At 70.7% G+C, this 12,671-nt stretch carries 12 protein-coding genes; 6 read left to right on the top strand and 6 right to left on the bottom strand.

Annotated elements, in window-relative coordinates:
• Nucleotides 1–4 precede the first annotated feature (4 nt).
• The 4 genes from ACFY0P_RS04745 to ACFY0P_RS04730 all read left to right on the top strand — a co-directional run bounded on the left by ACFY0P_RS04745 (nucleotide 5) and on the right by ACFY0P_RS04730 (nucleotide 3,638).
• A complete protein-coding gene (locus ACFY0P_RS04745) occupies nucleotides 5–1,735 on the top strand; it encodes an RICIN domain-containing protein (RefSeq protein ID WP_388907406.1) in 1,731 nt (576 codons plus the stop codon).
• A 180-nt stretch (nucleotides 1,736–1,915) separates the two neighbouring features.
• Complete coding sequence (locus ACFY0P_RS04740; protein WP_388907404.1) at nucleotides 1,916–2,170, top strand: hypothetical protein; 255 nt, start codon at nucleotides 1,916–1,918, stop codon at nucleotides 2,168–2,170.
• Nucleotides 2,116–2,676 (top strand): hypothetical protein, encoded by a 561-nt coding sequence (locus ACFY0P_RS04735; RefSeq protein ID WP_388907402.1) that lies wholly within the window; start codon nucleotides 2,116–2,118, stop codon nucleotides 2,674–2,676. The genes ACFY0P_RS04740 and ACFY0P_RS04735 overlap by 55 nt, the downstream gene beginning before the upstream one ends.
• Nucleotides 2,673–3,638 (top strand): pirin family protein, encoded by a 966-nt coding sequence (locus ACFY0P_RS04730; protein WP_388907400.1) that lies wholly within the window; start codon nucleotides 2,673–2,675, stop codon nucleotides 3,636–3,638. The genes ACFY0P_RS04735 and ACFY0P_RS04730 overlap by 4 nt, the downstream gene beginning before the upstream one ends.
• Before the next feature lie 1,485 nt (nucleotides 3,639–5,123).
• Here ACFY0P_RS04730 and ACFY0P_RS04725 read toward each other — a convergent pair.
• The 3 genes from ACFY0P_RS04725 to ACFY0P_RS04715 form a co-directional block, all read right to left on the bottom strand.
• Complete coding sequence (locus tag ACFY0P_RS04725) at nucleotides 5,124–5,891, bottom strand: SDR family NAD(P)-dependent oxidoreductase (RefSeq protein WP_388907398.1); 768 nt, start codon at nucleotides 5,889–5,891, stop codon at nucleotides 5,124–5,126.
• A 96-nt stretch (nucleotides 5,892–5,987) separates the two neighbouring features.
• Nucleotides 5,988–6,650, bottom strand: coding sequence for a sigma factor (locus tag ACFY0P_RS04720; RefSeq protein WP_388907396.1), 663 nt, complete (start codon nucleotides 6,648–6,650; stop codon nucleotides 5,988–5,990).
• A 432-nt stretch (nucleotides 6,651–7,082) separates the two neighbouring features.
• Entirely contained in the window at nucleotides 7,083–7,487 is a 405-nt protein-coding gene (locus ACFY0P_RS04715; protein ID WP_388907394.1) for a winged helix-turn-helix transcriptional regulator, read from the bottom strand.
• A gap of 105 nt (nucleotides 7,488–7,592) precedes the next feature.
• On the opposite strand from ACFY0P_RS04715, the gene ACFY0P_RS04710 reads away from it, so the two are divergent.
• Entirely contained in the window at nucleotides 7,593–8,201 is a 609-nt protein-coding gene (locus tag ACFY0P_RS04710) for a malonic semialdehyde reductase (RefSeq protein ID WP_388907392.1), read from the top strand.
• A 316-nt stretch (nucleotides 8,202–8,517) separates the two neighbouring features.
• Here ACFY0P_RS04710 and ACFY0P_RS04705 read toward each other — a convergent pair whose 3' ends face one another.
• The 3 genes from ACFY0P_RS04705 to ACFY0P_RS04695 form a co-directional block, all read right to left on the bottom strand.
• Entirely contained in the window at nucleotides 8,518–8,859 is a 342-nt protein-coding gene (locus tag ACFY0P_RS04705; protein ID WP_388907390.1) for a hypothetical protein, read from the bottom strand.
• Nucleotides 8,860–9,099: 240 nt separating this feature from the next.
• A complete protein-coding gene (locus ACFY0P_RS04700; protein WP_388907388.1) occupies nucleotides 9,100–9,336 on the bottom strand; it encodes a hypothetical protein in 237 nt (78 codons plus the stop codon).
• A 422-nt stretch (nucleotides 9,337–9,758) separates the two neighbouring features.
• Entirely contained in the window at nucleotides 9,759–10,697 is a 939-nt protein-coding gene (locus tag ACFY0P_RS04695) for a 2-hydroxyacid dehydrogenase (RefSeq protein ID WP_388907386.1), read from the bottom strand.
• Nucleotides 10,698–10,877: 180 nt separating this feature from the next.
• On the opposite strand from ACFY0P_RS04695, the gene ACFY0P_RS04690 reads away from it, so the two are divergent.
• Nucleotides 10,878–11,642 (top strand): class I SAM-dependent methyltransferase, encoded by a 765-nt coding sequence (locus ACFY0P_RS04690; RefSeq protein WP_388907384.1) that lies wholly within the window; start codon nucleotides 10,878–10,880, stop codon nucleotides 11,640–11,642.
• The last annotated feature ends 1,029 nt before the right edge of the window (nucleotides 11,643–12,671 follow it).

Raw genomic sequence — 12,671 nt, 5'->3', positions numbered from 1 at the left:
CGCCATGAGCCGCACACCCCGCAGAGCCGCCCTCGGTGCCGTGATACTCACGGCCGCCCTCGGCACCGCCGCCCCCGCCCACGCGGCCCCCACCTCCGCCACCACCCTCGTGGTGAGTGCCAACCAGAACCTGCGCTCGGTGACCCACGTGGCCTCGGGCAGCCTCTACGGCCTGGACACGGCGAGCGTGCCGGCCGACAGCCTGGTCGAACCGCTGAGGCCGAACACCTTCGTGCAGATGGCACCCGGCGGCAGCCAGTTGCCCAACGGCGAGTCCAGCCCCGGCGGTGACGCCCTGACCGTGGCCCCCGAGGCGGCGAAGGCCGGCGCCAAGGTCGTCGTACGCATGCCGGACTGGTACCCCGACTTCCCCTACAAATGGGTGAGTTGGAGCGACTGGCTGTCGGCGGTGGACAAGCAGGTCGCGTCGGTGAAGTCCTCCGGCGCCACGAACATCGCCGCCTACGAGTTGTGGAACGAACCCGACTGGACCTGGAACACCTCGTCGGCCGGCAGCTTCGACTCCGGATGGGCGACGACGTTCAAGGAGGTCCGCGCCAAGGACTCCACCACCCCGATCCAGGGCCCGAGTTACTCGGCGTGGAACCAGAGCTGGATGACCACGTTCCTCACCGACGCCAAGGCGAGCGGCACGGTGCCCGACATCGTCTCCTGGCACGAGTTGCAGGGCTCGCAGAACATCGCCGCCCATGTCGCCGCCTACCGCGCCCTGGAGAGCAGCCTCGGCATCAGCGCCCGCCCGATCGCCATCGAGGAGTACGGCACCACGAGCGAGGTCGGCGTCCCCGGGCCGCTCGCGAGCTATGTCGCCAAGTTCGAGCGGGCCGGCGTGCACGACGCCGAACTGGCCTTCTGGAACCACTACGGCACCCTCGGTGACACCCTCACCGACACCGGCGGCTCACCCAACGGCGCGTACTGGCTCTACAAGTGGTACGGCGACATGTCCGGGAACATGCTCGTCACCACGCCTCCGGCGCAGACCGGCATCGACGGCTTCGCCTCCCGCAACGGCGCGGGCAACCAGATCAGCGTGGTGACCGGCGGCTGCACCGGTTCGTGCGCCGTCACCGTCAACGGCCTGTCGTCGCTCTCCGCCTTCGGCAGCACCGTGCACGTCAAGCTGGAGTACACCCCGTCCAAGGGCCGGACGACCGCCGTTTCCGGACCGGTGACGATCTCGGACACCGACTACACGGTCAGCGGCGGCTCGATCACCGTACCGGTGACGATGAACGCCTCCGACGGCTACCACCTGACCATCACCCCGAGCGGCACGACCACCTCACTGGCCGGCCGCTACCAGATCACCAACAGGAACAGCGGCCTCGCCCTCGACACCAGCGGCGCGGGCACCGCCCAGGGCACCGCCGTCGTCCAGGCCACCTCCACCACGGGCACCGACCAGAACTGGACGCTGCTGGCCGCCGGCAACGGCCTCTACAAGATCCAGCAGCAGGCGAGCGGCCTGCTCCTCGGCATCACCAACGCGGGCACGAGTGACGGCGGCACCGCCCTGATCTGGGGGGACAACGGCACCGCCGACCACCTCTGGCAGCTGATCCCGTCCGGCGACGGCTACTACAAGATCGCCAACTACAACAGCGGGCTGCTGCTCGGGGTGACCAACATGAGCACCTCCTCCGGTGCCCAGGTCCTCCAGTGGGACGACAACGGCACCGCCGACCACCTGTGGAAACTGACCGCCCGCTGACGTACGCCGCAGTGAACCCGAGCACACCCGTGCGGGGCGACGACCTCCATTCGTTGCCCCGCACAGCCCTCTCCACTCGATTCGCAACCGAAAAGACCGGCCCGCCCCCGCCTTCCCGGGAGCCCAGGTCGGGCCGCCGGCAGATCCGAACGCAGCGCCGCCCGGGTCGTCCACCCCGACGTGGCCGTCCTGCACGACGTGGTGGACGACCACGGCCGCCCCTGCGTCGTCATGGAGTACGTCCCCGCGCCCGCCCTCGCCGACCTCCTCGACGGCGGCCGGACCCTCCCGCACGAGGAGGCCGCCCGGATCGGCCTCGGCACGATCGGCGCGCGGCGCACGCCGCCGGGGTCCTGCACCGGGACGTCAAGCCCGGCAACGTGCTGCTCGGTCCGGGCGACCGGGTCGTGCTCACCGCCCTCGGCATCGCGCTGACCGCCGGCTCGTCGACGCTCACCCAGACCGGCCAGATGGTCGGCTCGATCCCCTGCATGGCCCCGGAGCGGCTGCGCGGGCTGACGCCGGGACCGGCTTCCGACCTGTGGTCCGTTGGACCACGCAGTACCAGGCGGTTGAGGGCCGGCCGCCGTTCCGGCGCGAGACCGCGAGGGAGACCGCGTACGCCGTCGTCACCGACCCCGTCGAGCCGCTGGGTCGACTACCCGGCCTACCGCAGGCTGCGGATGCAGCGGACCGCCTCCCGCGGGCAGCCGGCCGCGGTCTGGGAGTTCACCTTCCGGGGCCGGGCCCGCGTCTTCCGCGTCATCGACCTGGGCTACGGCAGGGAGGGCGGCCGGGAGTACGCCATCTACCTCTCCGCCCGACGCGACAGGGGACACCTAACCTACCGGCCGGTCTTCGACAACGTGAGGGACGGATTCCGTACGACCGGCCGACCGCTCGGCAACGGGGACCTTCGGCCGCTAAGTTGTCCGACATGAGCAACCTTGACCGCGCGCCCGTTCCGAGCGTGTGCGGCGGCCGCGGATTCGTCGTCGCCGAACCCGTCCGCGAGCTGCTGAGCCCCCGCCACGTGCAACTCGGCGAGTCGACCGAGGTGCGCCGGCTGCTGCCGAACCTCGGTCGCCGCATGATCGGTGCCTGGGCGTTCGTCGACCACTACGGCCCCGACGACATCGCCGACGAGCCCGGGATGCAGGTTCCGCCGCACCCGCACATCGGGCTGCAGACGGTCAGCTGGCTGCACCAGGGCGAGGTGCTGCACCGCGACTCGACCGGCAGCCTCCAGACGATCCGCCCACGCGAGCTGGGGCTGATGACCTCGGGCCGGGCGATCAGCCACTCGGAGGAGAGCCCCAAGTCGCACGCCCGGTACCTGCACGGCGCGCAGCTGTGGGTGGCCCTCCCGGACTCGCACCGCCACACCGACCCGAGGTTCGAGCACCACCCCGACCTGCCGACGGTCACGGCCCCCGGCCTGACCGCCACGGTCATCCTCGGCTCCCTCGACGGCGCGACGTCCCCGGGCACCACGTTCACCCCCATCGTCGGCGCGGACCTGGCCCTGGCCCAGGGCGCCGACCTCCGCCTGCCGCTGCAGCCCGACTTCGAGTACGGCGTCCTGGCGATGTCCGGCGAGGTGCACGTCGACGGCGTTCCGGTACTCCCGGGCTCCATGCTCTACCTGGGCTGCGGCCGCACCGAACTCCCCCTGCGCGCGGAGTCGGACGCGGCGATCATGCTCCTGGGCGGCGAGCCGTTCGAGGAGGAGCTGATCATGTGGTGGAACTTCGTCGGGCGTACCCAGGAGGACATCGAGCAGGCCCGCGAGGACTGGATGAACGGGTCGCGATTTGGGGAAGTGAAAGGTTACGACGGAGCCCCTCTACCCGCCCCCGAACTGCCGCCGGTGCCGCTGAAACCGCGGGGAAGAGTGCGCTGAGCTGGGATTTCGCGACCCTGCACACGCGCCACCGGGCGAGGCGAGAGACGCCCCGCCCGGTTCATCAAGATAGCGCGAGCAAAACCACGTAACACCGCCCGTTCCACCGCCCCTCGAAGTGCAGGATTCGTCAGCCGTAGTCAGCTTTGATCGGACTGATGCTGACTCAATGCTGACTTTACTGACAGGTGGTCAGGTTCTCCGGGAAGGCTCCACCCTCGCTTCACGCGCCACGCTGACCTCGGCGGTCTCGGCCTCGCACCGCGAGTCACCTACGAACCGCTCCTCCTAGCGCGAGCGAAAATCCCCACCCCCTGGGAACCATGCTGACCGCAGACCCAGTTATCGGGTCTCCACAAACGCAACACGCGACGGTCCCAGCTCGTGGCACCAGGCAACCTGCGCAATAGACCTGCCGGCCGGGCTGGGATCATCGCTGCGGGTCCGGGAGCAGGAGGATCAGGCGGCCAGACCCCAGGCCGGATCGAGAACATCCCCCGCGCGTGCGGGGAGCAGCGTTTGCCGGAAGAGTCGGACAGCCCGACCCAGGGATCATCTCCGCGTACGCGGGGAGCAGCTCTTGCCCGAGCCCTTCCGGCCGAAGAACGCGAAGATCTGGGGATCATCCCCGCGTGCGCGGGGAGCAGCTGGACAGCTACACCAGCGCCGTCCCCACGTCGGGATCATCCCCGCGTACGCGGGGAGCAGAGGACACCGCGCACGCTGCGAACCGGGCCGCCGGGATCATCCCCGCGTGCGCGGGGAGCAGGCGATCCCGACCGGCGTCAAGCTCGCCAACATCGACAACTTCTCGCTGGCACGACTGATCCATCGCTAGCGGGCACCGGACCCATGTCCGCCGTGACCGGGTGAACGGAACGACAGCGGCGCACGGCAGTGGTCCAGCCCGTGCGCCGCTGGTCCGACACCTCGGAAGTGGTGTCCGCTTGATGGGCAACGGTCAAGGCCCCCGCCTCGGTGATCCGCTCGCTCGAGTACGTGATCTCCGACGCCTTCGACCAGCCGAGGCCCGTGACCGAAACATCTGCAGCCGTGGGTCGTGCTGGTGGACAGCGCTCGCCACCAGATCGACCTAGGCACACGTGATGCCGCACCGCGGCGGCGATCGCGGCGCGCAGGAGGCCGCCGGCCGGGCCGTTCTCCGTGGGGAACGTGCCGATGGCGGGGGGTGATGGACGAGGTCGATCACCCCCGCACAGCCGTGCAGGGCGTCGGCGTCCTTTTCCGGGGTGAGTGCGTCGAACCTCGCGGGTGCCGAGACGATGCCCACCTCGTGTCCGTGGTCCCTGACCCACAGGGCGGTCCCGACGCCCATCAGTCCTCCGTCGTCGAACACCACGACCTTCATCGCGCATCAACCTCCCCAACGCCTGGTCGGTCGAGGGGTTTGACCGGTCCGGTGCCTGATGTGTGATACGGGGGGGCGGGAAGCACCACCGATCGGTTTCGCTGTCCGAGACGGTGTCAGACGAGTTCCAGGCCGCCGTCCACGGTGACGACCTGGCCGGTGGCGTGCCGTCCCGCGGGGTCGGCCATCCGCAGGACCCAGTGGGCGATCTCTTCGGTGCCCGCGATGCGGTGGGTGGGGATGCGCTCGCGTTCGTAGGCGTACATGTCGTCGGCGGCCTCGGGGGTGAGTCCGGCGTGCAGCATGACGTCGGTGCGGGTGGGGCCGGGGGCGACCGCGTTGACGCGGACTCCCTCCTCCGCTAGTTCCAGTGCCCAGCTGCGGGTCAGCTGTTCGACGGCGGCCTTGGTGGCCGCGTAGTGCGCGCCGCCCGGCATAGGCCGGTGCCCGTAGGTGCTGGAGAGGTTGACGATGGTGCCGGAGGTCTCGCGCAGGTGTGGCAGGGCGGCGTGAGCGAGGAGACTCGGCGCGACGACGTTCAGCGCGAGCAAGTTCGTGACAGTCTGCTCGTCGGTGTCGGCGAGTGTCATCACCGCTGTGCCACCCGCGTTGTTGACCAGGTGGTCAATGCGTCCCCACCGCCGTACGGCGGTCCTGATCACCTCGGCGGGGGCTCCCTCGGCGCAGACGTCGATCGCCAGGACGCCGATGCGCGCGTGAAGTGCGGCGGTCTCGGTCAGCGGCGCCTCGCGCCGTCCCACTCCGAGCACGTGCGCGCCCGCTTCGGCGAAGGCGACTGCCGTGGCCCGGCCGATGCCGGAACCGGCTCCGGTCACGATGGCCACGTGGCCCGCGAAGGTCAAGGCGGAAAGGTCTGCGGACATCACATGTTCCTTCTGTCTTCACTGGTGTGCATACTCAATATAGTGTGCCCCACTCAACGGCAAAACATTGAACAGTGTGACACTGTCGGCGACTCGTCACGCGGCAGGGGCAAGCAACTTCACCAGGCCGTCCAGGTCGCCGGTCTGGGCGGCCGTCCGGAACGCCGCGGCGAGGCGGCGGTGCGACTCGACGGGGACCGGGCGCTCCCGGCCGGCCTCCAACCGGGCCTGTGCCCGGTGCACCACCACGCGCGCGTTCGGGGCGGTGATCCGCAGCAGGGACGCGAGCTCGGCGTAGGCGTAGCCGAATCCCTTGCGCAGGACGTAGGCGGCCAGCCGGTCCGGCGTCAGTCGCGCCATGAGCAGTGCCAGGGCCCCCTCGACCGCAACGCTGCGCTCGAAGCTCAGTACGGGGTCCGGGGCGGCCCGGTCGCCGAGGTCGGCCAACTGAGGCTCGACCGGGACCTCGTGGCGGTGGCGGGCGGAGCGGACGACATTGACGGCCAGGCGGGTGGTCGCCGTCACCAGGAACGCGGTCGGGTTGTCGACCTCCTCGCGCTGGGTGAGCTGCCAGCCCAGCCACACCTCCTGGACCACGTCCTCGGCTCCGGTGACGTCGCCGAGAATGCGGTAGGCGATGCGGATGAGCCGTGTCCGTTCGGCTAGGAACGCGTCAAGGGCGGCGTCCATGTCGTCTTCCCCGGCCGTCCGGACGAGCGCGGGTTCGATCGTCGTGGTCTGCTGGCCGGTCGCGGGCATGGGGAACTCCTCGTGGTGGAAGGAACGCCCGTCCAGGGCGCGCCTCCACCCTCGCCTTGGGACCCTCGCCCCGCGCCCCTGGCTGCCCGTGGTGGAGTCCGTGGGCCCCCGTGGGGCTCCCCCCTGGGGACCGCTCCCCGGACCAGCGGGGCTTCCGTGGGTCACCCCCGTGGGGACCCCGCGGCCGAGCCCGTGGGGTCAACTCATGACCCGCCTTCCGACCCGGCCTGTACCTGCTTCCGCATGAGGACGTTGATGTCGTGGTCGGCAAAGATCTCACTGACGGTCACTCTGGTGTGGTCCCCGGCCACCGGGGTGCGGCGGGGTGCCGTTCCGCCGACGCCTACCCATGTCGCCGACCTGATGCGGGACGTGTCGGCTGACGCCGGGTCGCCGCGGCGGCTCATCTGAGCCGGGGAGTGCGCGTCCGGTTCAGTTCCTGGCGCGGCGCTGGGGGGCGGCCGGTGTTTCGGGCAGGTGCCGGGACGCCCAGCCGGCCAGCTCGCCGAGGATGGGCATGAGGGCCGTCCCGTCCGGGGTGAGCCGGTAGCGGACCATGACCGGCGGTCCGGGCTCGACCTCGCGCACGGTGAGCCCCGCGCCGGACAGCTCGGAGAGGCGCTCCGAGAGGACGGAGTCGCTGATGCCCTCCACCGCGCGCCGCAAATCGGCGTAGCCCAGGGGCCCGTGCTGCAGCGTGGCCAGGATGACGCCGTTCCACCGCTTACCGAGAAAGCCGAACGCCCTCGTCAGGGCCCCGTCGCAGGACGCCGGATGGTGCTGCCCGGTGAGGGCGTCGCCCGCGCGGGGCGACCGGGGGTCCGCTGCTTCCGTCATGTCTCCAGGATAGCGAGGGTGCTACTCTCCCCCTTGCCACTCTGTTTTTCGAAGCGACATCGACAGGCGAAGTCACTTCGTATTTACGAGCTAGGAGAGTTCGACGTGACCACCTCGGTCCCTCTTTCCCGGGTCGGCGCCGACGCCCGGGCCGCGCTCTTCACCGACGCGCGCACCGTCTACTCCTTCACCGACACGCCGGTCGACGACGCGATACTGACCGGCATCTGGGAACTGGCCCGCTGGGCCCCGACCGCCGCGAACCTTCAGCCCCTGCGCGTCCTGTACGTCCGCACGCCCGAGGGCAAGGAACGCCTGCTGCCGCACCTCGACGAGGGGAACCGGCCTAAATCGGCCTCCGCCCCTGCCGTCGCGGTCCTGGCCGTGGACGACCGCTTCCACGAGCACATCCCGCACATCCTGCCGATCAAGCCCGAGCTGCGGGAGCACTTCGCTGCCGATCCCGCCCAGCGCGACGGCATCACGTCCTTCAACGGCCCCCTCCAGGCGGGCTACTTCATCCTCGCCGTCCGCGCCTGCGGCCTCGCCGCCGGACCAATGGCCGGCTTCGACGCGGCGGGGATCGACAAGGAGTTCTTCCCTGGCAGTTCCTGGCACTCCGTGCTCGTCGTAAACATTGGCCACCCTGCGGGCCCTCCGGAGTTTGACCGCATGCCGCGCCTCGCGCACGAGGATGCCGTCGCCTGGGTCTGAGCCGACGGGCTCTTTCCTCGATAACAACCGGGCACGACCGCCTGCTGTGTCCGTTTGCCGGGGAGCAGGTTGAGCAGGCGCACGTACGTGTCGCTCTCAGGACCCGGCGTGACGGTCTAGATGACGAGCCGCTGCGGCTGGGTGGGAGCGACCAGGGTCTGGCAGTGCGGGTCCGGCGTGCCGAGCTGGGGGGAGGAAGCGCTTGGGCGGGCAGGACGGTCCCAGGACGGCGCGCTCGCGCTGCGGGGTTCCGGGTGGCCGCGGCTGGCTCGAAAATGCCGTTCCTCCCCGCTCTCCCCCGGGGCGGCGGCGAGAGTCAGGAGCGGGTGCTCACGAGGAGTACGGTGCCCATGAAGGTCAGCAGGGTCAGGACGGTCACGGCGATGAGCAGCCACAGCATCCACCGGAGGTTGCTGCGGTGCCGGGCCGAGTGGGCCTGGGCGATGCTGTCGGCGATATGCTGTGTCACCGTCCCGGCGACGTACTTCTGCTCGTAGAGATACCACTCCTCGAAGTCCCTCTTCTGCCGGTGGCTCAGCCCGGCCGACTGCGCGAGGAAGGCGGCCACGCGCAGCCGGGCGGCGCTGAGATGGGCCTCCTGGTACAGGTAGGCCTCCAGGTCGGCCAGCCCGCGAGCGGCCTGCTCATCCGTGCTCATGAATGCGCTCCCGAAGTAGGCGGTCCGGCGTCCGTGGCGGAGCCGGGCCCGCGAGGACGGCGCGGTGCCGTGGGCACCGCGTCTCAATACCCCAGGCGGTTCAGCCGGTGGGCAGTACCGCCTCGTCGATCAGTCGGGCGACGTCGCCCGGGCGGGAGACGGCGACCGCGTGGGAGGCCTCGACGGTCGACCGTGGCCTTCGTGCGCTCGGCCATGAAGATCTGTATCTGGGCCGGGATGTTAGGGTCCACGGTCGCCACCAGGACTCAGGACGGGATGTCCCGCCAGGCGGGGGGCGGAGGCGCTCTCGGCCGGCGCCGCGTCCGCCACCGGCCGCTGTGCGGCGGGCATAGGTCCGGACTGGACGTCGTCCAGGAGCTTGCGGGCGCCCTCGACGCCCGGTTCGTACAGCGGCGGCGGCTTCGCGGTTGCGGTGGCGAATTCCTGCGCGGCGCGTTCGAGAAGGTTGTCACTCATGGCGTGGTCCTTTACGGGCGGTGGGGTCGGGAGGCCCTTCCCTCCCCACAGACCGGCCCGGGGGCCATGTGTGACGCGCCGGGCCATCAGGTACGGAACGCGCCGCTGAGCCGGCCGCTCCGGCCCGGCCGGACACGCGGGTCCGTCGCCCGGCCGCCTGGTGCCCGCTCCGCCGGACGATGACGACAAGACCCGACATGACACACTCCCCGCCACAGACCCCGCCACCCCGTGCCCGCCCCGTTCCTCCTGATCGCTGGCGCCCGCGGTCGGTGGACCCTGCTCACCACGGTGCTCGGGTCGAGCGTCCTGATGCTCGGCTCCACCGTCACCAATGTCGCGCTGCCGAGCGGGCCGTCCACGACCTGGCCCCAGTCAAGACCGGTGAGGACGCAAAGGTGTGACACTACGGCGGCCTGGTGTCAGCGTCTGACGACGTTCTCCAGTTCCCCGCCCTCGGCGAACCGGGCCAGCTGCCGTCGCACGAGTGCTTCGAGACGGGGCCACAGGCCGGGAGTGAAAGCGCCGACGTGCGGGGTGATCAGGACACCGGGTGCGGTCCAGAGCGGGTGGCCCGGCGGGAGCGGTTCGGGGTCGGTCACGTCGAGGGCGGCCAGCAGTCGGCCGCCGTGCACCTCCTTCAGCAGGGCGTCGGTGTCAACGACCGCGCCCCGGGACACGTTGACCAGCAGGGCGCCGTCTTTGACGCGGGACAGCAGTGCGGCATCGAAGAGCCCGCGGGTCGCCGCCGTCAGCGGAGTGCACAGCACGATCACGTCGGCGTCCGCGACGAGCCGGGGCAGCAGCGACACGGAGCGCACCGGCCCTTGGGGCGTGTCCCTGTCCGCGCGCCCGACGCGGGTGACGGCGCAGCCGAAGGGCGTCAGGAGCTCCCCCAGGGCGGAGCCGACGGCGCCGTGACCGACGATGAGTACGGACCGTTCGTGCAGGGTGGAGAAGGTCCGCGGGTCCCATTCCTCCCGGTCCTGGGCGCGGAGCGACTCAGGTATGCCACGCAGGCTGGCGAGGATCAACGTCAGGGCCAGCTCGGCCGTGCCTGCAGCAGGCACGCCCTTCGCGTTGCACAAGGTCACCTCACGGGGCAGCCGGTCCAGTGCCGCCCGCAGCTCGTCGGTTCCGGCGCTGAGCGCCTGCACCGCCTGCAGCCGGGTCATCCGGGCCAGCGGCCGGGCAATGACGGCGATGTCTTTGGTCAGCGGGGGCACGTAGAATTCGACCTCCGCCGGGTCCGTGGGAAAGGCCGAACGGCCGTCCCAGCGGGCATAGTCGAGGCCCGACGGCAGATCGGCGAGGCGGCCGAACTGCGCGGGCAGCCATACCTGGGGGGATCGCGCGGTCATGACGACGTACTCCGCTCTCACGATGTTTTCCGGGGCTCCGGTCCGGTCCTGGACGTCCCGAAAGGCCGCGGACGGAGCCGCACCATTGACTGCGCACCGTGTGCTTCTGTGACAACGGTCCGCGCTGCGGTCGCCTGTCCTCGCTGTCACACACTATGTCCATACGTTGTCATGTCGGGCATGCACACTCTCCTCAGCGGACCGTCGGGTCTCCGACGGGAATCCAACTCCTACGCGGTCACCGCGGAGTTCTACGACATCTTGCAGGCCGACGCGGACGAAGCCCGGGTCCGCCGGCTCTACGCACGCCAGATCGCCGACGCCCGCACCGGCGTGCTGGACGTCGGGGCCGGTACCGGGCGAGTGACGATACTGGCCCTCGCCGATTCCTGGGCCGACGTGCACGCCGTCGAACCGGCCCGGGCTATGCGTACGTCGCTGCTGACCCGGCTTGCAGCCCTGCCCCCCGAGCAGCGGGATCGGGTCACCGTGCACCCGCACCCCCTCGACGAGACCGCGCTGGAGGCGGTAGCGGACGTTGCCGTCTGCCACAACATGGTGGGGTGCCTTCCACCCGGCGTACGCGAGAAGTTGTGGCCCGCACTCAGCAGGGCCCTCACCCCCGGCGGCTCGCTGTTCGTGCAGCTGCCGCCGGCCCGGCTCCCGGCCCGCACCGTCGTGCGCCTGCTCGCGGACAAGCGGGTCGGCGCGCACGTCTACGGCGGGCGCATGACAATGTCAGCCGACGGCTATCGCATCCGGACCCGCGCCGACTACTGGGTCAGGGACGCCGAGGTCGTGCTGCGGGAACACACCGAGACGTTCTGGATGTGGCCCGCCACGCGCGCCCAGCTGACCCGCGAGCTGGCAGCGCACGGATTCGCCCCGCTCCCGGGGTACGAGGCGTCGGAACTGCTGGCCGTGACGCTGCGCGGCCGCCGGTGAGACGCCGCACCTCACGTCCCCACAGCACGGTTCGCGTGTGTGCCACACCAACTGTGACGGGATGCAACGTGTCGCATGTGAAGACGTTCGTGATCGTCGCAGGCGCGGTCTGGCCGCCGGCAAGGCCGCGGAGGAACTGGGCGCGCACGGTCACGACGGGCCCCTCGTCGTCCCGGGTGCGGACCGGGGCCGGGTCGAGGGTGATCACCGTGCCGACCGGCCCCGTTGCCGGAGGACCAACCCGGCGCGTGCGTTGACCGGCCAGGTGGCCACGGTGGTCCGCGGCTGGGCACGGAGCAGGGTGAGCATGCTCCGGGCCACGTGCTCGCTGCTGGTGACTGGAACGATTGGCGCACGGACCCTCCCGCCGCCGTCGAAGTACGCAGTGACGTCGTCGGCCAGCACCGCCCGGAAACCGTCGAGATCACCGTCGGCGCACGCCCGCCGCACGGCCCGCGCACACTATTCCTGCCGCCCCGGCCCCCAGGCCGTGCCGGGCCGCGACCGCCGGATCGGCCCGCTCCGGTACCGACGCGCGGCTGACCACGTGTCCACCGACCCCAGCAACGCCTCGCCGATCCCGTGGCCCGAGCGCGGCCAGCCGGGCCGGCGCGAGGCGGCCCATGACGTAGCTCAACCAGGTCCGCGGCGTCGGGATGCGCGAACGCTCACCGCCGGTACGCCTCGTCGGTAAGGCGCTCGGCCGTCACCCGGCTGCCCAGCATCCACTGCGCGACCTCCACCAAGTGCCACCGCTCGTCGAGCAGTTCGCGAGCGGCAGGGCACCGCCGACTGTGCTCGATACCGACTCCCCCACCCACAGGGTAGCGTCGTACGGAACATTGCCCGCTGCCCCCCACCGCAGCGGGAAGTGCGAGAGACGCTGACATCTCCGCAACGAACACACTGTCGGACCGAACCTCGGCGTCACGACCCACTCAGTGGCAATACAGTGTTACATGTGAACGGGCCGCCCCTGAGGGCCGCTTACCCCGGGCCGCTGTTCACCCTCACGTACCGAAGGGAATC

The sequence above is a fragment of the Streptomyces sp. NPDC001714 genome, from assembly GCF_042892755.1.
Taxonomy (GTDB): Bacteria; Actinomycetota; Actinomycetes; order Streptomycetales; family Streptomycetaceae; genus Streptomyces.
The sequence above is the reverse complement of the archived record's forward strand: the minus strand, read 5'-3'. Positions and strand labels throughout refer to the sequence as shown.